This is a genomic window from Pseudomonas sp. R25(2017) (assembly GCF_002112565.1).
Lineage (GTDB): Bacteria > Pseudomonadota > Gammaproteobacteria > Pseudomonadales > Pseudomonadaceae > Aquipseudomonas > Aquipseudomonas ekonensis.
Map to the genome: position 1 here is coordinate 71,748 of NZ_NEHZ01000020.1, position 26,205 is coordinate 97,952.

The 26,205-nt window shown below is 58.8% G+C and carries 27 protein-coding genes and 1 pseudogene; 14 read left to right on the top strand and 14 right to left on the bottom strand.

The features are described from left to right. Positions 1 to 112: 112 nt before the first annotated feature. The gene (locus CAG31_RS23305) at positions 113 to 733 is read right to left on the bottom strand and encodes a LysE family translocator (protein WP_085585638.1); all 621 of its coding nucleotides are present in this window, start codon (positions 731 to 733) and stop codon (positions 113 to 115) included. A 43-nt stretch (positions 734 to 776) separates the two neighbouring features. Continuing rightward, on the bottom strand, positions 777 to 1,244 hold the full coding sequence (locus CAG31_RS23310) for a metallophosphoesterase family protein (RefSeq protein ID WP_085585640.1): 468 nt from the start codon (positions 1,242 to 1,244) through the stop codon (positions 777 to 779). A gap of 421 nt (positions 1,245 to 1,665) precedes the next feature. Between CAG31_RS23310 and CAG31_RS23315 the strand changes: the two genes are divergently transcribed. Then, on the top strand, positions 1,666 to 3,948 hold the full coding sequence (locus CAG31_RS23315; RefSeq protein WP_085585642.1) for a P-loop NTPase fold protein: 2,283 nt from the start codon (positions 1,666 to 1,668) through the stop codon (positions 3,946 to 3,948). A gap of 271 nt (positions 3,949 to 4,219) precedes the next feature. Then, positions 4,220 to 5,038, top strand: a complete 819-nt coding sequence (locus tag CAG31_RS28285) for a hypothetical protein (RefSeq protein WP_139831379.1) — start codon at positions 4,220 to 4,222, stop codon at positions 5,036 to 5,038. Positions 5,039 to 5,147: 109 nt separating this feature from the next. Here CAG31_RS28285 and CAG31_RS23320 read toward each other — a convergent pair whose 3' ends face one another. From CAG31_RS23320 to CAG31_RS23330, 3 genes are all read right to left on the bottom strand, one after another. Next, positions 5,148 to 8,210, bottom strand: coding sequence for a metallophosphoesterase (locus tag CAG31_RS23320; RefSeq protein ID WP_176243884.1), 3,063 nt, complete (start codon positions 8,208 to 8,210; stop codon positions 5,148 to 5,150). Positions 8,211 to 8,805: 595 nt separating this feature from the next. Continuing rightward, a complete protein-coding gene (locus CAG31_RS23325) occupies positions 8,806 to 9,165 on the bottom strand; it encodes a DUF6124 family protein (RefSeq protein ID WP_085585646.1) in 360 nt (119 codons plus the stop codon). A 406-nt stretch (positions 9,166 to 9,571) separates the two neighbouring features. Then, the gene (locus CAG31_RS23330) at positions 9,572 to 10,087 is read right to left on the bottom strand and encodes a hypothetical protein (RefSeq protein WP_085585648.1); all 516 of its coding nucleotides are present in this window, start codon (positions 10,085 to 10,087) and stop codon (positions 9,572 to 9,574) included. Between the two features lie 221 nt (positions 10,088 to 10,308). Between CAG31_RS23330 and msrA the strand changes: the two genes are divergently transcribed. Beyond that, on the top strand, positions 10,309 to 10,815 hold the full coding sequence (gene msrA / locus CAG31_RS23335) for a peptide-methionine (S)-S-oxide reductase MsrA (protein ID WP_085585650.1): 507 nt from the start codon (positions 10,309 to 10,311) through the stop codon (positions 10,813 to 10,815). A gap of 31 nt (positions 10,816 to 10,846) precedes the next feature. Here the strand turns inward: msrA and CAG31_RS23340 are convergent, their stop codons facing one another. Together CAG31_RS23340 and CAG31_RS23345 are read right to left on the bottom strand one after the other, a co-directional pair. Further along, entirely contained in the window at positions 10,847 to 12,196 is a 1,350-nt protein-coding gene (locus CAG31_RS23340) for an ATP-binding protein (protein WP_085585652.1), read from the bottom strand. Beyond that, entirely contained in the window at positions 12,193 to 12,903 is a 711-nt protein-coding gene (locus CAG31_RS23345) for a response regulator (RefSeq protein WP_085585779.1), read from the bottom strand. The genes CAG31_RS23340 and CAG31_RS23345 overlap by 4 nt, the downstream gene beginning before the upstream one ends. 168 nt (positions 12,904 to 13,071) lie before the next feature. On the opposite strand from CAG31_RS23345, the gene CAG31_RS23350 reads away from it, so the two are divergent. The 4 genes from CAG31_RS23350 to CAG31_RS23365 all read left to right on the top strand — a co-directional run bounded on the left by CAG31_RS23350 (position 13,072) and on the right by CAG31_RS23365 (position 15,214). Next, the gene (locus tag CAG31_RS23350) at positions 13,072 to 13,383 is read left to right on the top strand and encodes a hypothetical protein (protein WP_085585654.1); all 312 of its coding nucleotides are present in this window, start codon (positions 13,072 to 13,074) and stop codon (positions 13,381 to 13,383) included. A 22-nt stretch (positions 13,384 to 13,405) separates the two neighbouring features. Further along, on the top strand, positions 13,406 to 14,074 hold the full coding sequence (locus CAG31_RS23355; protein WP_085585656.1) for a DUF3313 domain-containing protein: 669 nt from the start codon (positions 13,406 to 13,408) through the stop codon (positions 14,072 to 14,074). A gap of 129 nt (positions 14,075 to 14,203) precedes the next feature. After that, positions 14,204 to 14,629, top strand: coding sequence for a hypothetical protein (locus tag CAG31_RS23360; protein ID WP_085585658.1), 426 nt, complete (start codon positions 14,204 to 14,206; stop codon positions 14,627 to 14,629). Positions 14,630 to 14,752: 123 nt separating this feature from the next. Next, entirely contained in the window at positions 14,753 to 15,214 is a 462-nt protein-coding gene (locus tag CAG31_RS23365) for a hypothetical protein (RefSeq protein ID WP_085585660.1), read from the top strand. Positions 15,215 to 15,353: 139 nt separating this feature from the next. On the opposite strand, the gene CAG31_RS23370 is transcribed toward CAG31_RS23365, so the two are convergent. Then, the gene (locus tag CAG31_RS23370) at positions 15,354 to 15,611 is read right to left on the bottom strand and encodes a hypothetical protein (RefSeq protein ID WP_085585662.1); all 258 of its coding nucleotides are present in this window, start codon (positions 15,609 to 15,611) and stop codon (positions 15,354 to 15,356) included. Positions 15,612 to 15,861: 250 nt separating this feature from the next. Between CAG31_RS23370 and CAG31_RS23375 the strand changes: the two genes are divergently transcribed. Then, the gene (locus CAG31_RS23375) at positions 15,862 to 16,122 is read left to right on the top strand and encodes a DUF2790 domain-containing protein (protein WP_085585781.1); all 261 of its coding nucleotides are present in this window, start codon (positions 15,862 to 15,864) and stop codon (positions 16,120 to 16,122) included. Positions 16,123 to 16,167: 45 nt separating this feature from the next. On the opposite strand, the gene CAG31_RS23380 is transcribed toward CAG31_RS23375, so the two are convergent. From CAG31_RS23380 to CAG31_RS23400, 5 genes are all read right to left on the bottom strand, one after another. Next, entirely contained in the window at positions 16,168 to 17,103 is a 936-nt protein-coding gene (locus CAG31_RS23380) for a LysR family transcriptional regulator (RefSeq protein ID WP_085585664.1), read from the bottom strand. A 91-nt stretch (positions 17,104 to 17,194) separates the two neighbouring features. Then, positions 17,195 to 18,151: an aldo/keto reductase gene (locus CAG31_RS23385; protein WP_085585667.1), complete on the bottom strand. Its 957-nt coding sequence runs from the start codon at positions 18,149 to 18,151 to the stop codon at positions 17,195 to 17,197. A 22-nt stretch (positions 18,152 to 18,173) separates the two neighbouring features. Continuing rightward, the gene (locus CAG31_RS23390) at positions 18,174 to 19,619 is read right to left on the bottom strand and encodes an efflux transporter outer membrane subunit (protein WP_085585669.1); all 1,446 of its coding nucleotides are present in this window, start codon (positions 19,617 to 19,619) and stop codon (positions 18,174 to 18,176) included. Between the two features lie 19 nt (positions 19,620 to 19,638). Then, positions 19,639 to 21,117: a DHA2 family efflux MFS transporter permease subunit gene (locus tag CAG31_RS23395; protein ID WP_085585671.1), complete on the bottom strand. Its 1,479-nt coding sequence runs from the start codon at positions 21,115 to 21,117 to the stop codon at positions 19,639 to 19,641. Next, positions 21,117 to 22,253 carry an HlyD family secretion protein gene (locus tag CAG31_RS23400; protein WP_085585674.1) on the bottom strand — a complete coding sequence of 379 codons (1,137 nt, stop codon included), beginning with the start codon at positions 22,251 to 22,253 and terminating at the stop codon, positions 21,117 to 21,119. The genes CAG31_RS23395 and CAG31_RS23400 overlap by 1 nt, the downstream gene beginning before the upstream one ends. Positions 22,254 to 22,508: 255 nt before the next feature. Here CAG31_RS23400 and CAG31_RS23405 point away from each other — a divergent pair, with 255 nt between their 5' ends. Next, on the top strand, positions 22,509 to 23,132 hold the full coding sequence (locus CAG31_RS23405) for a TetR/AcrR family transcriptional regulator (RefSeq protein WP_085585676.1): 624 nt from the start codon (positions 22,509 to 22,511) through the stop codon (positions 23,130 to 23,132). A gap of 8 nt (positions 23,133 to 23,140) precedes the next feature. Beyond that, positions 23,141 to 23,653 (top strand): G/U mismatch-specific DNA glycosylase, encoded by a 513-nt coding sequence (gene mug / locus CAG31_RS23410; RefSeq protein ID WP_085585678.1) that lies wholly within the window; start codon positions 23,141 to 23,143, stop codon positions 23,651 to 23,653. Here mug and CAG31_RS23415 read toward each other — a convergent pair. Next, on the bottom strand, positions 23,641 to 23,880 hold the full coding sequence (locus tag CAG31_RS23415) for a hypothetical protein (RefSeq protein WP_085585680.1): 240 nt from the start codon (positions 23,878 to 23,880) through the stop codon (positions 23,641 to 23,643). The genes mug and CAG31_RS23415 overlap by 13 nt on opposite strands. A 168-nt stretch (positions 23,881 to 24,048) precedes the next feature. Between CAG31_RS23415 and CAG31_RS23420 the strand changes: the two genes are divergently transcribed. The 4 genes and pseudogenes from CAG31_RS23420 to CAG31_RS23435 all read left to right on the top strand — a co-directional run. After that, on the top strand, positions 24,049 to 24,693 hold the full coding sequence (locus tag CAG31_RS23420; protein ID WP_085585682.1) for an ATPase: 645 nt from the start codon (positions 24,049 to 24,051) through the stop codon (positions 24,691 to 24,693). Between the two features lie 91 nt (positions 24,694 to 24,784). After that, complete coding sequence (locus CAG31_RS23425; RefSeq protein ID WP_085585684.1) at positions 24,785 to 25,126, top strand: hypothetical protein; 342 nt, start codon at positions 24,785 to 24,787, stop codon at positions 25,124 to 25,126. Between the two features lie 143 nt (positions 25,127 to 25,269). Beyond that, positions 25,270 to 25,659, top strand: a complete 390-nt coding sequence (locus CAG31_RS23430) for a DUF1801 domain-containing protein (protein WP_085585686.1) — start codon at positions 25,270 to 25,272, stop codon at positions 25,657 to 25,659. Positions 25,660 to 25,787: 128 nt separating this feature from the next. Further along, a pseudogene (locus CAG31_RS23435) lies at positions 25,788 to 26,102 on the top strand (tyrosine-protein phosphatase); the annotation flags it as partial. Between the last annotated feature and the right edge of the window lie 103 nt (positions 26,103 to 26,205).

Consider the following 26,205-nt stretch of genomic DNA (forward strand, 5'->3'; position numbering starts at 1 on the left):
AGGGTACGAATATACGGATATCCATATATATCGAGCAAGAGCTGTTTTGAAACGAACGCGGGTTATCGGACGAGATAACCCGCTTGTAGAGAGGGACGAGGCTGCATCGGCCTCAACGCTTGCTGAACGCCAACCGCGCCGCAAACAGCACAAAGATCATCCCGGTGGTGCGATCCATCCAGCGGATCACGCTTTCACGGCGCAGAAACCCCGACAACGGCTGCGTCGCGCCGATCAGCACTATCGACCACACCAGCCCCAGCACCACATGAATGCTCACCAGCCCGAACGTCCACGCCACCAGCGGCTGCCCCTGGGGAATGAACTGCGGCAGAAACGACACATAGAAAATCCCGACTTTGGGGTTGAGCACATTGCCCAGCATGCCCTTGAGGAACCAGTTGCCCCCGGCCTTGCCGCTGGCCTCGGCGGGTGCCAGCGAACGGCGCGGGCGCACCAGCATGTTCACCCCGAGCCACGCCAGGTACGCGGCGCCGCAATACTTCAGCAGGTTGTAGCCCAGCTCCGACACCGCAATCAGCGCCCCCAACCCGAACGCCACCGCCGCGCCCCACACCAGGCACCCGGCATTGATCCCCAACGCCGCCCGAAACGCCTGCCGCTTGCCCTCCACCGTAGCGGTGCGCAACACCAACGCCGTGTCGAGCCCGGGCGTGAGGGTCAACAGCGTGGCGGCAAACGTGAAGGCGAGAAGGTTGTCGGCGATGGACATGACGGCACAGGCTCCGGGTGAAGGTGCGGGCACGTTAGCCTGTTCAGGCCGGCGGATCCAGCAACGACACCAACCGCGCCTCCAGCGAACCGCCGTCCGCCTCCAGCAACACCAGCGTCACCGGCAACCTGAACCGCCGAGGCCCGGCACTGCCGGGGTTGATGAACAACCGCCCGTCACGCCGCTCGATCAAGGGTTTATGGGAATGGCCGGTGATGACGAGTGAAATGGCCGGGTCGAGATCGGCGGGGACGTCGGCGATGTTGTGCACGAGGAGGGTGGGGTGGCCGTGCAGGTCGAAGGTGAGCAGGTCGGGCAGATCCTGCGCCCAGGGACTGTTCACGTCGTTGTTGCCGCGCACGGCGTGGACGGGGGCGATGGCGGCGAGTTGGGTGAGGATGTCCGGGTTGCCGATGTCACCGGCGTGGATGATGAGGGAACAGCCTTGGATCGCGGCCAGGGCTTCGGGGCGGAGGAGGTTGTGGGTGTCAGAGAGGATGGCGGTGGGCATGGGGGGATCCGCGGGTAAGGGGCTGCTTTCGGCCAGAAGCGGATATCGGCCAGCGACCGCTGTCGGCCAATAGCGGACGTTCACACGCGACCGCTACCGGCCAATAGCCGGCATTGCAGGTGAACACGTTCAATGTCCGTAACTGCTCGACGCAAGTCGCCTGCTGCTAGAAAACTCGTCAGTCGGGATGAGAACCTACTAGGCAAGAGGCACAGGAGATGGCGGTCCTTTTTAAGTTCTCTATTGCGCATCGCGGAACTCCACCCATAATCGGTAGGCACGATCTGAACAGTACCGTAGCGGCTATCCTCAAAGGTACTATCATAGACAGTCGATAAACTCTGAGTTATCTATTATTTTTGGTTTGTGCCCGTACTGTCAGAGATAGTTTGTGTATCTTCAATGCGTTAAGGGGAAACTGATGAAATGGATGCGCAAGTTCTTTGGTCGTAACTCTAAAACTACGAAATCATCAAATGATGAGTCTGTGACTCCAGAGTGCGAATACATTGAAGATAATAATCAATACTTTTCCGATGAGCCAATTGCATCTAAAGTTGACGATCGGTTTGGGCGGGCGCTTTTTGCCGCGAGAATTGCTGAGACAATCGCCAAGCGTAGAGATCCATCTAGCATAGTTATTGGTCTATTCGGTCCATGGGGAGACGGCAAGACTTCCGTGCTCAAGATGATGGAGGAGTCACTTGCTCTATATGAACAGGTCATCACCATACGGTTTAATCCATGGCACTTCCCTTCAGAGGATGCACTTCTACGAGGATTTTTCGCCACTTTGGCAGAGGCTCTAGGAAAGGAACCGGCCTTTAAAGAAAAAGCTGCAAAACTACTTGAGTCTTATGGCGCCATTTTATCTGTCGTTTCAGTCACTCTACCAGGCGTAGAAATCAATGCCGGTGATGCTGCAAAGAATATCGGGGAGTCATTATCCAAGGTCAGTCTTGATCAAATCAAAAGCCAGATAGATGCTTTCTTAGGTCAGAGCAGAAAAAGGCTGGTAATTCTCATCGATGACATCGATCGGTTAGATAAAGACGAAACCAATGCTATCTTAAAGCTGGTGAAATTATCGGCAAGCTTCAAATATACCAGCTACGTGTTGGCCTTCGACGATGATGTAGTCGCTGCTGCTATCGGAGAACGATACGGTGCGGGCGGGCATGAAGCCGGTCGCGCGTTTCTAGAAAAGATCATACAAGTTCCTTTGCACCTTCCTCCAGTTGATAGAATTAGTCTGCGTCAGATTACTTTTGAAGGTGTCGAACACGCTTTGAATCAAGCAGGAATAGTTCTCGACCAACGGCAAGCCGACGTATTCTCGCGTCACTTCGTGGATGGGCTTGAATCAAAATTAAAGACGCCAAGAGTTGCCAAGTTGTACACAAATGCGTTGATGTTTGCATTGCCTCTTGTGAAAGGTGAAGTGAATACTGCCGAATTTATGCTAATTGAAGGAATTCGAGTACTTTATCCAAAGCTTTATACGAGTATTCGCGATAGTTCCGAAATATTCCTAAAAGGTGAGCCTCGTGGAGCCTTAATAGGATTAGAGCGGCCACCTTCACCTATCGACAGAATTATTGAAGTCGCGATGCCCGAGTCGCTACCTGCAGAGCGCGAGCAGATAAGAGATCGGTTGCTGAAGCCCTTGTTTCCTCGAACGGGTAACTCAATGTATGGAGGGGATTGGGAGGAGAAATGGGCCAGAGAGAAACGCATCTGCTCTGCTCGGTACTTTAGACGCTATTTCGTTTATGGAGTACCTGAAGGGGATATAGCGGATAGTCACCTTAATGTTTTGATAGAGGCGCTCGTACCAGCTGATGCGCATGGGCGACGTAGTCTTCTGAGTGCGTACTCTAACAGGGCTATGCCACAGCTAATACAGGCATTGCGAGATCGTGTGGATTCTATGGGCGAGAGATTTGCTTTGCCGGTCGCAATCGCTTTCGCTGAAAATGGCGATCTCCTTCCCCGTGAGCGAGGGCCATATGTAATCGGTGGCACGATGATGCAAGCAGGCATACTGATATCTCAACTTATGAGATGTATTCCAGTACAGAATAGGCAAGCTGCCGTTGAGATGATTGTGGATGCGGCTTCACCTTTAAAAATGGGGAGTGAATGTGTTCGGTGGCTCATTAACTGGCCTGATAGAAATGATCAGTATCAAGTGCTTCCAAGTGAGGCGAATGAGACTATCTATAAGAGGTTTGCCGATCGCATTTATGTGGCAAACGCTACTGCACCCATATTTGAACAGGCTGGAGACGACGCACCTCAGCTATATTGGTATTGGCAAAAAGGCCGTGGCAAGGAAGAGGTAGAAATTTGTTTGCGTGAGCAGTTTGATGATGAGCCTGATCGAGTAGATGATTTTTTAGAAACTTATATTGGGGAGGGGTGGGAAATAGAAAGCGGCCTACCTGTACGATCGGATCTTCGGCGTGAGACATATGATTCAATAGCCTCATTAATCTCCCCTGACTACATCGCGGCTAATCTTCGCTCGCGCTATGGAGTTGATCTTGATGATCCAGATTACTATCAGGAAGGTACACCAGCGCAAATAATCGCCCACCAGTTTGTATACATTCACAAACATGCTCTAGCTGAACAGCAAATGCAGCCAGAGGGTGGCGCAGAATTAGGACCTCCATCGGGAGCGGACATTAGGGACTTATAGCCATATATTATGAGTTGATTACCATAGTGCTAAAATAGCCCACCTACCCCGAAGAGGGGGCTGAATTATTTCTGGAATGCTGATGTAGAAAATAAATCAGTCCTTTTTTTTCAGGTCTGAGGGATGGTCTTAGGCTATCCTTTCGGCAGGTCTCGATCCAAAACGACTAGGCATAGTGCCGGTAAAGCCAGGGTGGGTTAGAATTCAGAATCGACATCTTAGCCATGAAGTATTCACTCACCTAGAAACCACTTAATAGTAGGAGGTAAAAATGCCGAGAATTAGCTCAAGCGCAGGACGTCGAGCCTTGGATATAATGAGTTTAGCACTTCAAAGCGCTAAAAATGTCGAAAGGGTTGGTATAAATGAGCAGCTCGATGTTTTTGGGAAAAAAGCAAATTCAATTATCTCTTTTGTATATGGCTATCAACTAACGGAAAGCCTAATTTTTGACACAGGTGATGATATACTGAATTGGACAATTATTGATGTTGTTGATGATTTATCTGCATCAATATGGAATCTGGGGACCGGTTTTTATAAGACCTCTGCTTCGTGTCTGCGGGGTGCATTAGAAATGGCTTCAGTGGCCCTATACTTCCAAAGGCTTGAAAATGAAAAGCCCGTAGCAGGTGAGTATAATAAAGCATTTTCGGAATGGGATGGGGGTTTAACATCGACCCCTAACTGGGGTACGACCAAACCTCTTTTAAAGAATCACCCTCTGATCAAGAAATTCATGAGTGAAAACGGATTTTGTATTATTGATGAGGCGTATGATCACTTTAAGTATCTTTGCAGTTTTACGCACAGTCGGGCCATCTCGCCAGAGGACGGTGAAGGCACTAATTCAATGAATATGTTGAATCGAGCTGGCGAGTTTAATAAGGTAGAATTTGTTAGAATTGCGAAAGCTTTGGATGTAACAATTGCTAATATTGCATCCATCTGGGCGGTAACCTATCCACATACGGTATTCGAATGGACTGATGATGGAGTGGGGGGGGAGTTTGTTGGTATTGAAGAATTATTTTGCACGCCCTCGTCAATGAAGGCATTAAGCTTTGCTCGTTCAAATAACGTCAAATAGTTGCGTGTGCCTCATGATTTCTGCGGAACACTAAAAAAGCGAAAAAGGGGACCGAAAAAAGGGGACTGATCTATTTTCAAAAAATAGATCAGTCCCCTTTTTTATAAATTTACCTGATCATTTTTCCTTTGTTTGTGGCTATGTCAATTGCTCTAGATTGGGTCATCCCGATTTTTACAGAGGCTGCTAAGCGCTGCTTATCTTTGTCAGTGGTGTGGAACATGTGTAAATGATAAAACACTAAGCTTTGCAGTAAAGTAAAGGCGAGATTGTTAGTTGAAGTGTCGCGAGCAAGTTTTTCGATAGCATCGAACGGGATGTGACCTGGGTTGACTAAGCATGATGCTACACCGATCAATCGATAGGCATTATTAGATTTCGTGTCAACTAGGGTATTAATGTCTTCGCGAATTCGCTCGGAACTGACCACCTGTCCAACACGAGCAATGAATCCTGTGCATATCATGCCTAATACTTGAAAGGCTAGTTTTTTTGCGACATCCGTACTTTCTGACTCGGTTAAATCAGGTTTTCTCTCTCGGAGCATTTTCTCCAACTCTGTAACGAACGCATCTGGTTGATCGACGATTTCCTCGAACACTGCCTTCAACGTACGTAGTGTGCCGTCAAATATTTGCTCAAGATACTTAGCTTTGCGTGATCGCTCCAAAGAACCATAGTAGTTTTTTGTAATGTGCCCTAGAATTTCTGATGTTTTTATCATTAGGTTGATGTTTGAACTCAAGCTTAGTATGGAGTCTTTTTCGCCTTCTGACATGGCTGTCGATTTTGGTGGTTCAGGCAGATCTCTTGAGTCTGACTCGTCTGCATAGCGTCTAGACCTTAATTGATTTTTTTCAACGTCTTGTTCGTTAATCTCATTAATCACTATCTGGGCAGTAGCATTGACTAACGAGTTAATGGCGGCAACATCACCATTGAATTCAATTGGAGAATAATTGGGAAAACATTCGTTGAGTACTTCCGAGACTTGCTCGATTACCCAAGGGTCGTTGCCGTGATGAGTAAGAAACATGATAGAATTTGCATTTTCTTTACGGTATAGCTCTTTGCAGTAACCACTAATAAGGGTTTTTGTCTGTGGTTTGTGAAGGTTGGTGGCAAGATACTTTCCTACGAATAAGAAATAGATGTATGAATAACTAAAGCTAAAGTAGGTGCCGTCTTGGGTAAGTATCTTTGCGTGCCGGAGTACAACTAATCTCGAGTCGAAATCTACAGTCGCAAACTCCTCGCAGAATTTCGAGTTAAACTGCCGTAGTGTTGTGATGTCAAGCTCTCTAACGTCTTTTTCTTTATAAAACCAAGCCAGATTTGATAGGTAGTTAAACATTTCGTTTAAGTGTTCTACCCTGAAACCTACCTCTTTTAGACTCTTTGTTATTAGGTACTCGTAGTACTGGGAGAATCCGCTATTTTGAAGTTCTGTCTGCTGCTCTTGATCGCAACTCTGTAGCAATATCAATAGATAAATTGGCTTGGAGGGAACTAGGTTTTTTCCTAGAATTACAGATAGTAGTCGTTCAATGTTATGTACTTTTTTGTCTAGTACCGATTTTGTATTCAATCCGCCAAGTAAACACCATTTTCTTATCAGCTTGTGTCGCATTAAGTGACCGAATGGCCGTATTTTGTATGTTTTGAAGTTTGACAAAGCTACAGAGGCAGAAGAGTCTATGTATTCGTTTAGCTGATACCTAGAGCTGGCGGTAACAATAGCGACTCCGAAATGCTCGCTTAGATAATTAATTAATTTTGCTTGGTTTTTTGAACCGCCACTTATGCGATCTAGGTCGTCAACCAGAGCAACTTTTTTAATTCGATCTGCATAGATAAAATCTTCGCTTTTCAGGTATTGCTGCTCTGCGAGCTGTATTATCTTTCTATCAAGCTGGTTGTCCGCGACGGAGCTGAGTTCGGCTGCCTTTATGTACAAAGGCAGCCCTCCTTGTGTATGGATGTCAAAGAATGCTCTTTTTAAGCAAAATGACTTCCCTGACTCGTCGTCACCTAATAATAGCGAGTTTTCTAGTGCCTCCCAATCATTGATTAGTTGGTCTGCAAATATGAATTTTTTGTCCTGTTCTGCGGTTGCGTCTTCTAACTCGGGATACAGGAAGATATCCTCGGCAGTTATGTTTTGCTTGTGCGCATGAGTAAAATTTCCACCAGCATCGCTTAAGAACTGAACAAATCCACTTGATATCTTATTGTTGCTTCTCGCGCATCCACCCGATGCTCTCAGGGTGTGAGTTATCTCTTCAAGCACAATCGGCAAAAAATTAGTTGCTCTAAACCTTTTCTCGATTACGCTATTCTCATTAGTGTCAAATAACAAACAGCTAAACCTAGGGTCAAATGTAGCACCATGCGGTTGTAGAGCAGCCCCTTCAAAAAGCAATACACTTCCAATCGAAGAGTCGACAACCTCTTCAGATGCTGGCGAGTGCTCGTGACCTGACAATATTGCATTTGAATGGGTTCTCAGCGCTTTTTTAAGGGGATGATAGCTAGATTGGCAATACCAGTTTAGCGGATGATGTAAAAGTGACAGTCTTAGGTTTGATGGTGATTCTAATAAGTCATAATAATTTTCTATAGGAAAAACCAACGTTCCCTGAGGTTCAGGTAATCTTGACATCCACGCCGCGTTCAATGATGAGATTCTGATCACGGAGCCTTTAATGTTTAATTCATATTCCTTCCAAAGTTTATCTGAGAATATAGGCTTTATTGAAGATACGCTTTCCTGAAACTTGAAGAATTCATCCTGCACGCTCGTGCAGACATCAACCAGGCTTTGATTTTTGGCTCTGGTTGGTTCCTGTACAATTTGCTCAATGACTAGTGTGCGAATATCGTTCTCTGGCTTAAGCATGCAGTCATGGTTGCCAGGAGATACAAAAAACTCTACATCTCTCCCAATTTCTTTTTCAAGCTCTTCCTTTATGTGATCGAAAAATACTTTGGCAAGCGAATATTCTTCTTCTTTGCAGCTATAAGAAATGTCACCTGTGACAATAATAGCAAAGGAATCGCACTTATGAGCTGTTGCGTAACATGCTTTAGCTATGGAGGTGCTTGTCTCAAGGACTTTGTCTGCACTATTTTTGATGTGAATGTCGCTAATGTGTAAAATGCCTAACTTCATCACCATCATCTCCTTGTGAAAAAGTGTTGTTTCTAACATCGCAATTTTTGTAGTTTAAAAGCTCTATAAGCCCTTGGTCGACCCTGGATTTCTGCCACAAGCGTATTCATACGGCAGCATTTTGAGCATCCATGGCTACTACTATTACACACGTGTACCATTCGCTTCGATCACGGGGAGAAACCTCAATGATCAAGGAAATGTTGAGCAGAGTAGATTAAAGACGTCGGTGCTTTGCACAGCATAAAGAGAGGTTCGGAGATCTAGGAAGCAGACATACCTCACGGCAGAAGTGTCGCTCAGTCGGCGCCAAGTGATGATCTGCTGATAGGAGTCTCCACAGAAGCCCACGCTAACTCACTCCCCTTATGCTGGTACGCGGCAGGTGAAGGTATAGCAGCTCTTCGTATTTTTTCTCTGATTGTGGGTATGTCCGAATCGCCGTCAGCCTCGGAGTGTGGCTCGCAAAACGCGCCAAATCTGTTGCGTCGACCGGTTGAGTTCACAGCAGAGAGCCGCCATTCATGGCGGCTCTCTGTAAGACATCACATTTATCTGCGGCTAACACACGCAGGTCAGCCGCAGCCCCCCACACCTACTTCGGCTCAACATTATCCAACGCCTGATTCACCGCCACTTCCCCCAGCATCACCAACTGCGCAATGCCAATGGCCGTCTTGCGATGCATCGGCTCCAACACCGCCGCAAAGTTGTTGAGCATCGCGCTCGCGGAGCCGAGGGATTCGCTGGCGTTGGCCAGCAGGGATTCGGTGTCGTAGACCGGGTTGGCCAGGTACATGGGTTCGGGTTCTGGGCGGGTGCCCATGATGTTGGGTGGGGGATTGAGGTAGTGGTCGAGGGCGCGTTCGGCGGCTTCGTTGAGTTTTCGGGACTCAGGGGATTCGTATGGAGATGCCGGATCAGTGGCAGGGGGATTTGGTGTCGGTTTGAACATAAGTGGTACTCCAGCGCTTGTTGAATTGGAGCCGTCCACTCTCGCTACCAAACGAGGGGTGGTGGCCATACGCAGGTTGGTAGACCGGAGCACTGGAACCGGCGCTTCCGAAGAAGCCCTGAGCATGGCCACCATAAATCGAGCCGCCGGAAGGCAACTGAGAAGGTGACGCGATGCGTCAGTGCTGCGGGTCTACCAAACCCGATCACCGTTTTTCGATGACCCGGAAACAGTAAAACCCGCACCCTAGACGCACAAGCCGGCGGATTCTGGCGCAGGCGTAGGCAACGGCGCAAGGCGTTGTAGCCTTGGGGAAGTAACGGCGGGTGTCTTTAAACGCCATCCAAAAAGCTTAAACAACGGCATGCCTTTTCCGTGCGAGCACCTTGGGTTGAGCGGGCCGTGTCTACCTAGGCATTTGCCCGGTCATCAACCTGGAAGGGATGAGCAGCGTATTGGTGTAATACGCTTCGTACCCGTAGGCGGTGATGCGCACTTTGCAGGGGATTGCAGCTTGCGACGCCAGCAGGGGCCTGATGGCCTCATAGTCATTCAGGTCGCGTTGGGTTCCGTTCGGCTGGGTGTAGTAGAAGACGAGCTCGGAAGAAAACGTGTGATGGGGTCGGGTCTCGCTGATCGCGGTCACCCGTCCTTCGGCTCGGATGTCGATGGTGTGTTCCGAGGAAAAGTCCAGGTCTCGATTGAGGGAGCAAATCAGAGTAGGGGAGAGTTGGTTGGACTTTTCGTAGTCATTGAAAGCGTGCTGCAGATCCACCGTGGAGGTAAAGCGCGCCGTGAGCAGATGGCTGGCGCCACGTTCAAAAGACGTTAACGTGAGGTCGGCCGGTGGGATGTTCGCCGTTTTCGTGCATCCGGCGCAGAGAAGTATCGCGAAGCCAATAACGCTGTGGAGCTGACTCACTGAGTTTTACCGTCCTTGGAATTTCGCCGCGAAGGGTGCCGCAAGTCGCGGTCGCCTTCAACCGATGCAGAATCGGTGGTGCGGCAATCAAATAGGGCCATTCTGTCGTCGGCGGTAGCGCGCCCATTGCGCTCATTCACCTTTGCGGTACAGGCTCACCTTGGAATCCCCAAACCCGCCCTCATAACATCGCCTACACCCACACCCCGAGAGGACAGACCATGACCCGTCAAACCGAAACCGCCATTCTCGCCGGCGGCTGCTTCTGGGGCATGCAGGATCTGCTGCGGCGCTATCCCGGCGTGCTGCACACCCGCGTCGGCTACACCGGCGGCGAGGTGCCGAACGCCACGTACCGCAATCACGGCAACCACGCCGAAGGCATCGAGATCGTCTTCGATCCTGCCGTGATCAGCTATCGCCAGATCCTCGAATTCTTCTTCCAGATCCACGACCCCACCACGCCCAACCGTCAGGGCAACGACCGGGGGCCGAGCTACCGTTCGGCGATCTATTACCTGAACGAACAGCAACGGGACATCGCCGAGGACACCGCCGCCGACGTCGATGCGTCGGGCCTGTGGCCGGGGCGGGTGGTCACCGAGATCGAACCGGCGGGGCCGTTCTGGGAGGCGGAGCCGGAGCATCAGGATTACCTGGAGCGCATTCCGAACGGTTACACCTGCCACTTCATTCGGCCGAACTGGAAGTTGCCGAAGCGGGGTTGAGTCCGCAGGGGGTGAGTGGTGCCGGCAGCCGTCAAGGCGCCGGCAACTCAACCCGCGCCACCAACCCCGTCCCCGGCCGGTTGTGCAGCGTCAGGTCCCCACCTTGCTCGCGCACAATCGCCCGCGCCGACGAGAGCCCCAGCCCGACGCCGCCGGTGTCGCGGTTGCGCGAGGTCTCCAGGCGCACGAACGGGTCGAACACCCGCTCCAACGCGTCTTCGGGGATGCCCGGGCCTTCGTCGCTGACCTCGATGCAGATCGCGTGGGGGCCGACGCTCAGGGCGATGCGCGGGCGGCGGGCGTATTTCTCGGCGTTCTCCAGCAGGTTGACGATCACCCGTTTGATGCCCAGCGGGCGGCCGTCGTAGACCAGGCGGGCGGGGCCGCTGAAGTCGACGTCGATGCCCTGGTCGCGGTAGTCGTCGACGATGGTTTGCAGCAGCTCCGACAGGTCGAACGCGGTCGGCGCTTCCGGGCGGGTGTCTTCGCGGAAGAACGTGAGCGCGGCGTTGATCATCGACTGCATTTCTTCGATGTCGCGCACCAGTTTGTCCTGTTGGCTGAGGTCGTCCATGAATTCGCTGCGCAGGCGCATGCGGGTGAGCGGGGCGCGCAGGTCGTGGGAGATCGCCGCGAGCATGTGGGTGCGCTCGCCGATGAAGTGCTGGATCTGCGCCTGCATGGTGTTGAAGGCGATGATCGCCTGGCGGATCTCTTCCGGGCCTTCGGCCTTGATCGGCGGCGCGTGCAGGTTGCGGCCGAAGTGCCGGGCGGCGCTGGCGAAGCGTTGCAGCGGCCGCGCCAGTTGGCGGGTGGCGACCCAGGCGACCAGCACGGTGGCGATCAGGCCGAGCAGGATGACGATGGCGATGCGGGTGTGGATCTCCAGGCCCCAGCTGCGCGCCGGCGGCGTGAACGACAGCCAGCTGCCGTCGGCCAGCCGCAGGAGGGCGACGTAGCGGCCCTCGGTGCTGCCCGCCGGCCAGTCATTGGGGTTGTAGACCTCGATCGTGCGTCCGGTGCCCAGTAAGGTCTGCAGCACGGTCTCTCGGCCTGCCGAGGCGTCGTCGTCCACGTTGATTTGGCTGCCTTCCCCCGGCAGGCCGAAGTCGGCGCGTTGGGGCTTCCAGACCACATTGAGCAGCGGGCTGCTGGCGGCGCTGGCCAGTTGCGGCCGCAGCGGGGCGGGCGCGGCGTCGATCACGCGCACGGTCATGGCGATCTGTTCCAGCAGGCCGGTGCGCTCGATGGGCGGGCGCGCCCAGATGCCCGCCACCTGGACGAACAGGGCGTTGAGGGCCAGCGAGGCGACCATGGCCGCGACGATGGTCAGCGCGATGCGCCGGCTCAGGGTGTCGCGCCGCAGCAGTCGGCGGATCATGGGCGGGTGACCTTGGCGGAGAACATGTAGCCGCCGTTGCGCACGGTGCGGATCAGGTCCGGGCGTTTGCTGTCGGGCTCGATCTTGCGCCGCAGCCGGCTGACCTGCACGTCGATGCTGCGGTCGTAGACGTCGTGGCCCTGGCCGTGGGTCATGTCGATCAGTTGTTCGCGGGTGAGGATGCGTTGCGGGTGTTCGAGGAACAGTACCAGCAGGTCGAATTCGCCGCCGGACAGCGGGATCATCACGTTGTCCGGGGAGCGCAGTTCGCGGCAGGTGATGTCCAGGCGCCAACCGGCGAAGCCGATCACCGGCCGCGAGGGTTCGCTGGCCGGGTCGGGCCGTTCGCCGGTGCGTCGCTGCACCGACCGCAGCCGGGCGAGCAGCTCCCGCGGGGCGAAGGGTTTGGTCACGTAGTCGTCAGCGCCCAGCTCCAGGCCGACGACCCGGTCGCTGAGCTCGCCCATGGCCGTGAGCATGATGATCGGGATGCCCAGTTGCGTGTGCACCTTCTGGCACAGGCTCAGGCCGCCTTCGCCGGGCAGCATCAGGTCGAGGATGATCGTGTCCGGCCGCTGCCGGGCAATCGCCGCCCACATGGCCTGGCCGTCGGCGGCCACGTCCACCTCGTAGCCGTGCTGGACGAAGAACTTCTTCAGCAAGGACAGGATTTCCACATCGTCGTCGACGATCAGCAGTCTGCTCACGTTCACGGGGTTCCCTGGCGGCCCAAAAGAGGTGCGACTCTAAAACCATTCGGGTGTGCGGGTCATATATTTCAATCGAGCAACATTTCTGCGGCCCGGACATCAAGCGGACATCCTGCCGCAAAACCCCTCGTGCACTCTGCTCGCCATTCCAAACGAGGGGGCTTTATGACGATTCAGAAAAGCACATGCATTGCCGTCCGCCACGCCACGCAGCGCCCGTTGGTGCTGCGCCAGCGCACCACGGTGCCCAAGCACGACAAGCCGATCCTGTTCCAGGAGTCCTGCCTGGGCTTGAGCGACGACCAGAGCCAGATCGTGCTGCGCCGCTATTTCGAGCGGTACAGCCCGTCCGGCACCGAATGGGTGGAGTACGTGCACACCCTTCCGACGGCCGACCTCATCCACTGGATCATGATCCATGGCCAGTTGCGCGTCGAAGGCTCGGAAACCATCCCGCCCGCCCAAGCCTCCGCCTGACGGACACCCAGGAATTGCACGGATGAAAAACAGATATTCGGTATCGCTGCTGTTCGTCGCCACCTTGAGCCTGTCTGCGTGCAGCAGCAAGAAGGTCGAACCGGCCACGAATGCGGGCTTTCTGCGCGACTACAGCGTTTTGAAGGAACACCGCACGCCTTCCGGACAGACCGCCCTGAGCTGGGTCAGCCCGGCCTTGAAGCGGGGCCGGTACAAGCAGGTCTACATCGCGCCGAGCCGGTTCTACCCCGACGTCGCGCCGACCGAACGCATCCCCCAGGGCACGCTGTACACCGTGACCGCCTACTACGATGCCGCGCTGCGCTATGAACTGGGCAAAGTCGTGCAACTGTCGTCGAAACCCGGCCCGGACACCTTGACGGTCCGGCCCGCCATCACCCGCGTCGCCGCCAGCACCCAGAGCCTGCGTTATTACGAATGGCTGCCGGTGACGCTGGTGGCCGCGGGCGTCAGCACTGCCACCGGCATCCGAGACCAGGACAGCGAAATCACCACGGAAGTGTCCTTCGAGGACGGCGCGACCGGCGAGGTCGTCGCCCAGGTGATGCGCAAAGGCACCGGCATACCGCTGGACGACGACAAGCAAGTGATGACCGCGGCCAACGTCAAGTCGGTGCTGGATGGGTGGGCCAGTGATTTGCGGGAGTCTTATGTGAGGGGGTATCGGTGAACGTCGCCGGCGTCGGCGGTGTGTGACGCTGCCGGTTTCTTCAGATCCCAAACGAGTGATAGCATGTGGCCTTCATGGAGGTGAGGCCTGGCTATCGGCCGCCTCGGTCACAGTGCAGGGACACGCGATATGAAGAACAAACTGGCCATCGGCAAACGTCACGAGTTCGCCATTTGGGGTGATTTGCTGAAGGAGGGGTTCGACGTCTTTCCCTCTTTGGTCGATGACAAAGGCATCGACGGCATCGCCGGGCACAATGGCCGTTACTTCGAAGTCCAGATCAAGAGCGGCCTCAACTGGAACAATCAGCGCGGGCTGAGTCGCGCCGCGGTCAGCGCGAACCCTGACCGGATCTTCCTCATCTACAACACGACAGCACGCCAAGTCCGCTACTTCACCGGTCAGCAGATCCTGAGTGAGGAAGAATGGGCGCAGTCCATCGATTGGCGCCTATCTCAAATCAAGCTTCCTCAGCGCATGCTCGATAAGTACCAGACCCATAACTGGGACGGTTTTGTCGCTTATCTGCGCGCGGATCCATCGATTCCGGCCTGAGCCGCGAGCCACACTTTTCTTGCAGGGCAATGCGGTCGCGCAGTGCCTTCTTCCTTCCGCCCCATGCGAGCCGGCCGTCAACGATGACGTTGCCGGCGTTTCTTCAATACAGGGATTTACCACGTGAAAAAAATTGCCGTACCGCTGCTTGCATCGTTTCTGGCCTTGCAGGGCTGTGCAGAGATGCCGGACTACTCGAACGCAAACGCCGGTGAAACGGTCGATGAAGCGCGCTACACCGTGCTGGAAACCGAAACCTACGCAGTAAGGCCCCAGCGCCACTTTCTGGATCTTCAGCCGGACCTGAACATCATCAGGGTCAACGACGAGAAAGTGGGGAACATCCCGTTCTCCACCTACTACTACAAGAATGACTCCCCCCAGCGTGCGGTGTTGAAGCCCGGCAAGTACACGGTCCAACTGGAGTACCACTTGCCCAGGAAGTTCTTGTTCACGAACCTTGAGTTCGAGGGCAAGCCTGGCCAGAAGATCATTGCCCGCTCCAAATACGTGGGGCTGGACCGGCTGCAGATCTGGCTGGAGGATGTCGCGACGGGTGAAGTGGTGAGCAAGGGGATGCACTGACCGGCGTTCTTGAGCCCGAGTTGAAGGCGTCGGTTCGGTGCATCAAGTTTCGGTACATACGTGACAGGCACACAGACAACAAAAAGCCCGGCTGTTGAAGCCGGGCTTTTTGTTGTGCGCGTTGATCAAACCCATGGATTCAGACTGCCCGACGTTCGGCCAGACGGTCTGCGCCCCCTTCGGCGATGGCGTCACTGAACAGCGGGTCGGTCTCGGTGGCGGCAACGGCGTCGCTGAACAGCGGATCGGTCTCGGTGGCGGCAACGGCATCACTGAACAGTGGATCGGTTTCGGTGGCGGCAACGGCATCGCTGAACAGCGGGTCGGTTTCAGTCGCGGCAAAGGCGTTCAGGGCGAAGAGCGAGAAGGCGATGCCGAGGAGGGTTTGGCGTTTCATGGTGATCTGCTCCGGTGTAGTGGTTGGGTATGGCGCCGATCCTACGCTCCGGGGCAGATAAGAGAATTTCATTGAATTAATGGTTGTTATTGATGTGGTCAATTATTCAGTCGCTGAACGACCCATCCTGATTCACCCCGATTCCAGCAACAGTGTTTGTCCAATCCCCCGATTTTTGCCCCGCCCGCCACCCCTTAGCATCGTCCCCAATCCGTGAATGAACACGGTTCCCCCAGAGACGGTGAACATCATGAACCTCAAGAAAATGGCGTGGGTTGTGCTCCTCGGCGGTTTCGGCGCGCAGGCGTTTGCGGCCACGGCGGACGCCGAAAACCTCCCGGTGGAGACCTACAGTTCCGCGACGCAACTGGACATCGAACACGTGATTTCCATCACCGAACCCGCCAACGAGTGCGCCCCGGTGCCGGTGCGGATGACGTATGAGGACTCCCACGGCGAGCGGCATGTCCTGCAGTATCAAGTGATGGGTTCGGGCTGCTCCAACGGTTGAGCCCGGTGCACGGGATGGAGGGTCGACACTCCATGTCCGCTGCGTTCAAACGGCCTTAGCGCCGACGATGTCTTCATCCGATGCCAGCAGTTGCGGTATCGCGGTCTTGAGAAATTCCACCCAGGTCTTGATCTTCGCATCGACGAACTTGCGCGACGGGTAGATCGCGAACAGGTTCAACTCCTCCAGCCGGTAATCCGGCAGCACCCGCACCAATGTCCCCGCCCGCAGGCCGTCCACGGCCGATGCGATCGGCTGTATGCCGATGCCCATGCCTTTTCTGATCGCGATGCTCATGCCGTCGGCGGTGTTGATGTGGAAGGGCGACAGGGGAATGGTGATGGTTTGCGTGCCTTCGGGCCCTTCGAATGTCCAGTTCTCCACCGGCATCACCGTGTTGACGATGCGCAGGCACTCGTGCGCGCTGAGTTCGCCGGGGGTGGCGGGTTTGCCGTGCTTGGCCACATAGCCGGGGGCGGCGCAGAGGATGCTGTAGGTGATGCCCAGGCGTTGGGCGACGAAGCCGGAGTCGGGCAGGTCGCGGGCCAGGACGATGGACATGTCGTAGCCTTCTTCGAGCAGGTCCGGGACGCGGTTGGTCAGGGTCAGGTCGAACATCACCGTGGGGTGGATCTCGCGGTAGCGGGCGATGGCGTCGATCACGTAGTGGTTGCCGATGGCGGACATGGCGTGGATCTTCAGGCGGCCGACGGGCAGGGTCTGGGCGGTGCCGGCCTCTTCGTCGGCTTCGCGCACGTCGTCGACGATCTTTTCGCAGCGTTGCAGGTAGCGCGCGCCGGCTTCGGTGAGCGCCAGGCGCCGGGTGGTGCGGTTGATCAGGCGCGTGTGCAGGCGAGCTTCGAGGGCGGAGACGGCCTTGGAGACATTGGTCGTGGTGGTGTCCAGCAGTTCGGCGGCGGCGGTGAAGCTGCCGCTTTGGGCCACGGCGATGAAGCAGCGCATGCTTTGGAATACGTCCATCGGGGTCGTCTCGGGTGGGGTGCGGGCATTATAGGGGCGGCTCAGGCGCTTTTTGTGGTGAGGGAGCCAGCGCCCTCACCACAGGGGCAAGTCAGCGTTTGTGGGTTTGGGGGATGAAGCCCGGGACGCCGGTCTCGACCACGGAGTTGAAGCGGATCCGCGTGGCGATGTCGTCCTTGATCTCCTGCATCGCCCGCATCGGCAGAGTGTCGATGTCGATGTTCTCCTGAATGTGCCCCGGCGTCGCCGACGTGGTGAGGAACGCGGTGCCGCGCTGCACCGCCCAGGCCAGCGCCACTTGCGCCGGGGTTTTGCCGACGCGCCGGGCGATGCCGGTGAGGACCGCGTCGTCCAGCACGTTGGGCGTCATGCCGTGGCCCAGCGGGGCGAAAGCCAGGAGGATGATGCCGTGGGCCTTGCAGAAGTCGAGCATCTCCCATTCCGGCAGGTACGGGTGGGATTCGATCTGCACCACGGCGGGTTTGATCCGGGCGGCGGCGACGATCTCCTTCAGCGCCTCCAGGGTGATGTCCGACAGCCCGATGGACTTGCACCGGCCTTCATCCACCAGGCTTTCCAGTGCCCGCCAGGTGTCGATCAGGCGCACCTCGCCATCGTAGATAACGTGGCCGAACACATCGCGCGGGTCCTGGTCGTCGCCGGCCTTGAAGGCGAACGGTGTGTGGATCAGGTAGCAGTCGATGTAGTCGGTGCCTAACCGCTGGCAACTGGCCTCGAAGGCCGGTTTGACCCGCTCGGGGCGGTGGTTGGTGTTCCACAGCTTGGTGGTGATGAACACGTCTTCGCGGCGCACGGTGCCGGCGGCGAAGGTCTGCCGGAAGGCCTCGCCGATCTGAGCTTCGTTGCGGTAGCGCTCGGCGCAGTCGAAGTGGCGAAAGCCAATTTCCAGCGCGCATTTGACCGCGTCGGTGGTGGTGCTCAGGTCGCGGAACAGGGTGCCGAACCCCACGGCGGGCATCGCGCCTGCGCCGTTGTTGAGCGGCAGGCGGGTGTCGCGCAGGGTGTCGTGGAAGGCTTCGTAGGTCATGGCGGTTCTCCGGGAGCGGGCGTTAAAGGGTGGTCGGGGCCGGGCGGCTGGCGAGGCGTTGGTCGTGGGCGCCGACGGCGTTGCCGCCGAGGGCCACGTACAGGCGCACGGCGTCGAGGTACTGCGAGGTTTTCACCTGGATCTGCCCCAGCAACGCCTGCTGATAGGCGCGTTCCGCCTCCAGCACTTGCAGCAGGCTGTTTTCGCCTTGGGCGTAGGCCTGCCGGTTGAGGCGCAGGCTGGTGTCGGCGGCGCGCAGGGCGTCGCTTTGGGCCTGGTCCTGTTCGGCGCTGTGGTTGATCGATTGCAGGGTGTCCGCCACTTGGCCGAAGGACTGGATCACCGTCTGCCGGTAGCGGGCGAGGGCGGCGTTGTAGCCCTCGACGGCGCCTTGGCGTTCCGCCTCCAGGTTGCCGCCGGTGAAGATCGGCGCGGTCAGCCCGGCGGCGAAGCCCCACAGCGCGGCGCCGCCGTTGCCCGACGCGGCCTGGGCCAGCGAGGCCGACAGTTCGATGTGCGGATAGAGGTTGGCCGTCGCCACGCCCACCGCCGCGCTGGCGATGTGCAGCTCGGATTCGGCTTGCAGGATGTCCGGGCGGGTGCGGGCCGTTTCCGACGGCAGGCTGACCGGGATGTTCGACGGCAGGGCGAACTCGTCGAGGGTGAAGTCCGGCGCGATCCAGTCCGCCGGGCCTTTGCCGGCCAGCACCGACAGCGCATGCCGCGCCGCGTCCCGTTGCTGGGCCAGGGGCGGCAGCAGGGTGCGGTCCTGGGCCAGGCGGGTTTCGGCCAGCGACACGTCGATCCGGGTGCTGACGCCGCTCTGCTGCGCCTTGCGCACCAGGTCGAGGTTCTTCGCGTCGTTGGCCAGCAGGGTCTGCACCGCGCCGATCTGCGCGTTGGCCGAGGCCAGCAGCAAGGCCTGGCTGGCGACGTCGCCGGTCAGGGTGAGGTACGCGGCTTCGTAGCGGTGCCTTTGCAGGTCGGTCGCGGCTTGCTGCACCTCGACCTGACGCTTGTTGCCGCCGAACACGTCCAGGTCGAACGCGACCCGCGGACCGATGGCGTAAAAGTTCGACACGCTGGGCTGCGGGCCGTTGTGGGTGCGCTGGCGTCCGGCGGTGGCGGCGAAGTCCACCTGCGGGTACAGCGCGCCCTCGGCGGCGGCCACCGACGAGGCGGCCTGGCGCAGGGTGGCGTCGGCGGCCGCCAGTTCGAGGTTGCCGTCGATGGCGCGGCGCATCACTTGATCGAGCTTGGGCGAGCGCAGCGCCGCCCACCAGTCGCCGTCGAGGCGCTTGCCCATGTCGAAGCGCTGCTCGGCCTGCGGATCGTAATGCTGCGAGGCGTTGGCGGCGGGCCGCTGGAAGTCGGGCCCGACGGTGCAGGCCGACAGCGACACCAGCAGGGCCAGTGCGCTGAAGGCGGTCGGGATCGCAGACGGGGTGAAGCGTGCAGAAGTGTTCATTGTCCAGACTCCACGAAAATCAGTTGGCCGAAACGGGCTTGCGCAGGAACAGCACCAGCGGGCTCACCACCAGCATCGCCACCAGCAGGATCTTGAATTGGCCCATCACGGCGATGAACGCCGCCTGGTGGGTGACCAGGTGATTGAGGCCTTCGAGCGCCGGCAGCGAGGTCGGCAGGGCCGTGCGGTAGGGCGTCAGTTGGCTGACCAGCGCCGAATGCACCGCCTGGGTGTTGTTGAAGAAAAAGATCTGCACCACCGCCACGCCCAGGGTGCTGCCGTAGACGCGGATCAGGTTGAACAGGCCGGTGGCCTCGGGGCGCAGCTTCGGTTCGAGCGTGCTGAAGGCGACCTTGCTCAGGGTCGGCATCAGGATCCCCAGGCCGACGCCCTGGATGAACCCGCTCACCGCCACGGGCGTCCAGTCCATCAGCGGCGAATAGCCGAGCATCAGCCAGTTGGCGTAGCTCACCAGGGCAATGCCTGCGGCGATCAGCCAGCGGGCGTCGACCCAGGCCGGCGCACGGATCGCCAGCAGGAACGCACCGACCAGGCCGATGCCGCGCGGCACGGTCAGCAGGCCCGTGGTGTCCGGCGGGTAGCCGAGGATCTCGTCGAGCATCGGCGAGGTCAGGGCCATGGTCGACAGCAGCACGAAGCCGAAGGCGAAGAAGATCGCCGTCGACAGCAGGAAGTTGCGGTCGGCGAACAGGGCCTTGTTGAAGAAATGCGCCTTGGCGGTCAGCACGTGCACGGCGAACAGGTAGAACCCAAGGGCGCAGGCCAGCGCCTCGGTCCAGATTTCCGGCGAATCGAACCAGTCCAGCCGTTCGCCGCGGTCCAGGAGCATCTGCAGGCCGATCATGCCGAGGGTGAAGGCGCCGTAGCCGAAGAAGTCGAACGAGGGGCGCTGTTCGGCTTTCTTCTGCGCCAGCAACAGAGTGACCGCCAGGAAGATGTACGCCACCAGCGGCAGGCTGAGGTAGAACATCGGCCGCCAGTCGAAGTGCTCGCAGATCCAGCCGCCCAGGCTCGGCCCGCTGACGATGCCGAGCAGCACCAGCGCCGTCCATTTCGGCCCGAAGGCGGGGCGGCGTTCGGCGGGCAGCGTCTCCAGGGCGATACCCATCGACAACGGCGCCAGCACCCCGGCGGCGAGGCCTTGCAGGATGCGCGCGGCAATGAACGCCAGCGGCGTTTCGGCCAGGGTGGCGAGCCACAGGCCGAGGGCGAACGCGACCAGCGCCGTTTGATAGACGCGCTTGAGCCCGAAGCGCCCGGCCAGCCACTGCGCCACCGGCGTGGTGACGGCGCTGGCGGCCAGGTAAGCGGTGAAGATCCAGCCGGCCTGGTCGTCGGTCATCGATACGCTGCCCTGGATCAGGCGCAGCGCGGCGTTGGGCAACGGCAGGTTGGCCGATTGCAGGTAGGTCGCGAGCAGGGCGACGTACCGCAGCGACCGCGCATCGGCCGTCGTGGACGCGGTGGCGGCGTTCATCACGCGTTACCTGCGCTGAGCAGCGATTTGAACGGATACCACCACGGCGTGCGGTGCCCGGTGTCGACGGTGACCGTGGCGCTGGTGCCGGAGAACAGCGGCAGGGCCGGGTCGACGTCGTCCAGTTCCAGGCGCACCGGAATCCGCTGCACCACCTTCACCCAGTTGCCGGTGGCGTTCTCCGGCGGCAGCAGGGCGAAGTCGGCGCCGGCGCCGGGGCTCATGCTGATGACATGGGCCTGGAATTCGCGGTCCGGGTAGGTATCGAGGGTGATGGTGGCGCGCTGACCGGGCCGCATGTGGGTCAGCTGCGTCTCGCGGAAGTTGGCTTCGACCCAGACCTCCCGGTCGGAGATCAGCGCAAACGCCGCTGCACCGTTATTGACGTAGTTGCCCACCTGCAAGTCGTCGACCTTGGCGACGATGCCGTCCTCGGGCGCGGTGACCGTCGCGTAGGACAGGTACAGCTGCGCTTCGTCGAGCTGGGCCCGGGCCTCGCGCACGGTCGGGTGGCTGTCGGGGGCGATGTCCGGATTGCCGTTGAGGGCGATGACGGTGCTGGCGATCTGTTGCTCGATGGAGGCGATGCGCTGGCGCGACACCTTCAAGTCAGTCTCGGCGCGCTCGTACAGGGCCCGGGAGACGAACTCGGTGGCGATCAGGGCCTTCTTGCGGGCGAACTCCTTTTGGTCGAAGTCCGCCGACTCCTTGGCCGATTGCAGTTGCGCCTGCTGTTCGCGGTAGCTGGCCTTGAGGCCGTCGATGCGCAGGCGGGCATTGCTGAGTTGGGCTTCGGCCCGGTCGACGGCGATCTGCAAGGGTTTGGGGTCGATGCGAAACAGTACCTGGCCCTTGCGCACGGACTGGTTGTCGTCGACGGCGATCTCGATGACCTGCCCGGACACCCGTGCATTGATCGATGCCTTGGCCACGCGGGCGTAGGCGTTGTCGGTGGACACGAACGGTTCGCCAGCCCGGTAGTGGCTGTAGCCGACCACGGCGAAGAGGGCGGGCAGGCCGGCCATCAGCCACGGTCGCAGCTTCTGCTTGAGGGGCTTTCTCGGCGGCGCGTCGTTCAGGCGCGGGCCTGGGTGTTCGTGGGCCGGTGCGGCGGTGAGGTCCAGTTGCTGTGTCATGATCGATACACCCTTGTCCGGGACATCGGGCCGACCGGTGCGCATTCGCCCGCGGCCCTGACGTGATTGGTTGCTGTGAGTCATCAAGTCCATGGGCGGCGGGAGGATCGCTCCACCGCTGTTTCGTCGTCGCTGCACCCGGTCCGAGCGCTGTTACAACAAACCCTGCCAACCAAGGAATTTCTGGTTCCTTGGTTTTGTGCGATGGTGTAAGAATATGAACGAGAAATCTTTCCCGCAAGGAATTTATACGAGATGGCACAAAATAAACCGACAACAGGAAAAGGCCGCGGCCGTCCGCGTGCCTACGATCCGCAAACGGCGTTGCAACAGGCCCTGGGCGTGTTCTGGAACACCGGCTATTCCGCCGCCTCGCTGGACAGCATCGCCAGCGCCGCCGGCATGAACCGGCCGAGCCTGTACGCTGCGTTCGGCGACAAGCACGCGCTGTACATCAAGGCGCTCGACCAGTATTGGGACACGGCGCACGCCGCCATGCAGGCGGCGCTGAACGACGCCAGCCTGACCCTGGAACAGGCGCTGACGCGGTTCTACGAAGGGCAGTTGTCGATCTACTTTTCCGGCGACGGCGCGCCGCGAGGCTGCTTCGCCATCGGGACGGCGACCACCGAGGCGGTGGAGGATCCGGAGATCCGCGAGGTGCTGTCGCGGCGCCTCAGCCAGCTGGATGCGGACCTGGAGCAGCGCCTGCGCCGGGCCGTCGAGTCCGGCGAGCTGAAGGCTGGCGTGGATGCGGCGGCGTTGGCCCTGCTCGCGTCGTCGCTGCTGCACAGCATTTCGATCCGGGCGCGGGCGGGCAAGTCCCGTCAGGAACTGACCGAACAGGCCAAAAGCGCCGTGCGGGTAATCTGTGGGTGAGGGTGGCCATGGACGGGCTTGAGGACATTCTGGCGCCGGGGCTGTCCGTGGTGTTCTGCGGGATCAATCCCGGTTTGCTCGCTGCGGCCCAGGGGCACCATTTTGCGGGACGGGGCAACCGTTTCTGGCGCACCCTGCACCTGGCCGGGTTCACGCCCGACGAGCTGCGCCCGGAACAGGATCGCTCGATCTTGTTGCACGGCTGCGGGTTGACGGCGGTGGTGGAGCGGCCGACGGCGAGGGCGGATCAGTTGGCCGCCCATGAGTTCAGCGCGGCGGCAGCGGCGTTCGAGGGCAAGATCCTGCGCTACGCGCCGCGTGTCGTGGCGTTCCTGGGCAAGGCGGCCTACGCCGGGCTGACCGGCCAGAAGACGGTGGCGTGGGGGCTTCAGGCGCAGGCGTTCGGCAACGCGGCGGTGTGGATCCTGCCCAATCCCAGCGGACGCAACCGGGCGTTTTCACAGGATGAACTGGTGGCGGCTTATCGCCCGCTGCGCGAGGCGGTGGTTCAGCGGCCCTGAAGCCAGGTGTTCACCACTCGCCGGTCCAGCTCTTCCCAGTCCGCCATGCCCAGCACCCGCGTGGTGTTCAGCCCGCGCAGGTAGCCGCGCAGCTGATTGGCCACCGCCGTGACGCGCTCCGGCTCGGTCGCCTCGCCCAGGGCAGTCTCGTACTCCACCAGGTAGTCGGCCACGCGGTCGCGGAATTCGGGCAGGACGGTGTCGCGGATCAGGTCAAAGGTTCGCACTCGGGGTTTCCTCACGGGTTGTTCTGATTGTGGTCGCACGGCTGCCAGTCTGCACGGCGGGCAACTATTGCTTCAAGTAATAGTGACCATCAAGAAACGCAAGTTCTGCTTTGCGGCCGATGGGCGGAAAATCGCCTCCATCGAAACGCAGCTCAAGGAATTTGCGCGATGAAGACTCTGACCCGACTGGCTATGGTCGCCCTGATGATGGGCGGGGTGGCCGCGACCGCACCGGCCAACGCAGACGACGCCCGGTCGTGCCATTTTCTGCCCGTCGCCGCCAGTTCGGCAGGCTTGCAGCACTCCCAGACCGTTGGCGTGCTGTACAGCGAAAACACCCTGGAGAACCTGCAATACCTTGAGCGCTACCACGATGTGGCGGTGAACGGCGCCAAAGGTGCGCTGGATGCGCGGATCCGCGACGCCTTCGTCAGCAGCTCCGACCCGGAACTGGCCATCGACTGGCTGATGAGCTCGCTGCAACAGCAGTTTCTCTCGGTGACGGTCTACGACAGCCTCGATGCGCTGGTGCAGGCCCACCCGGACGTGGTGGTGATGCTCGACACCCACAACCGTCTGCTGACCCAACGCAACAGCCAGGTCGAGGCGCGTTTCGCCGCACGGTTCTACGACGCCGACCTGCAATACATCGGCAAGGCCGAAGGCGCCGTGGAAAAACAGATGCCGTCGGTGTGGGTGCACAACAAGGCGGCGCCGGAGATCGCCGCGCAGATCGCCCGGCAGCGCGACCTGCAACTGAACGCCTTGCGGCAGTTTGACGACTCGCTCAAGGCCCTGGTGGCCGCCGGCTGATCCGGGGCCCCGAAAAACACAACGGCAACGACGGCGCCCGTGACGCCAAACGTTGCCGACGAACTGAACCTTTGTTTTCAGGATGTGATCCATGCGTGCTTTTTTCTTCTCCGCTTTCGCCTTGGCCGTCGCGACGCTCGCCGGCTGCGCCAGCGCACCGAACGACCCGAGCCTGACCTTGCAGACCAGCAAGACACCCGCCGAGTACGCCGATTGCGTCGTGCCGAAACTGCAGGGCCGTGCGCTGAACCCGAGCGTGTCGCAGACCCAGCGCAGCTACCGCATCGTGGTGCCGAGCAAGGTCGCCGCCGACAACGTGCTGGAGGCCTACAAGTCCGGCAGCGGCGGCAAGGTGTTCGTCTACGAGCGCCACTTGCTGGCCTCCAACTTCACGCCGTCGAGTTTCGAACGCGCCGCCCAGGACTGCCTGTAACACGCAATACCCGCTTGCTCTGAACGCTCCTTTGGTTGGCCGCAACCAACCAAATTCCCTTGCCCCGCTCTGCGGGGCTTTTTTTTGCGCGCGCGGCCGGGCCGGCGTCTACAGTTCCCGGACGTCAACCGGAGAGGGCAGCCATGAACACGGAAAACACCCAATCAGCCTCCGCACTCATCGACCAACGGATCGCCGAACTGGCCGACTGGCGCGGTGAAACGCTGGCGCATGTCCGCGCACTCATCCATCAGGCCGTGCCCGAGGTGGTGGAGGAATGGAAGTGGCGGGGCGTGCCGGTGTGGTCCTGCGGCGGCATCCTCTGCACCGGGGAAACCTACAAGTCTGCGGTCAAGCTGACCTTCGCCAAGGGCGCCGCGCTGGACGATCCCGCGGGGCTGTTCAACGCCAGCCTTGAGGGCAACACCCGGCGGGCCATCGATGTACATGAGGGCGAACGCTTGGACGAAGCGGCGTTCAAGGCGCTGATCCGGTCGGCCGCGGCCCTGAACGGTTCGAAGAAAAAGGCCTGAAGAACGGACGGATCGCGCAGGAACCGGACAGATCGCGCAGGGATTTGCGGCGGGCGGTGTTTTGTCATATTGAGCAACATTTGATTCCCGACAGTGGCCAGCCCAACGGTTTTCCATGAGGCTGCACTGTGTTCCGACGTCTTCTGTGTTCGCTGTCCGTTTTGAGCGTGTCCATCGCCACCGCCCAGGCCGCCGCCCTCGATACGCCTCGCCTGCAAGGCATCGACAACTTCCGCGACATCGCCGGCACCACCGACGCGTATGCCACGGCCCACGACGGCACGATGCGGGCCGGGGTGTTCCACTGCACCGCCGGCAAGGACCGCACCGGCTGGACCGCGGCGGTGCTGCGGAGCATCGCCGGGGTCGACAGCGCCACGATCATGAGCAAGCACCTGGCGACCAACGACTACACCGCCGCCCGGGTGGCGAAGACTGAAGCCTATGCCACAGGTATCCCGGGTGTTTGCAGGATCCAGCACACCACAGAACCTGTAGGAGCTTGCCTGCAAGCGATGAGGCCATCACAGCCGACATCTTCGGTGC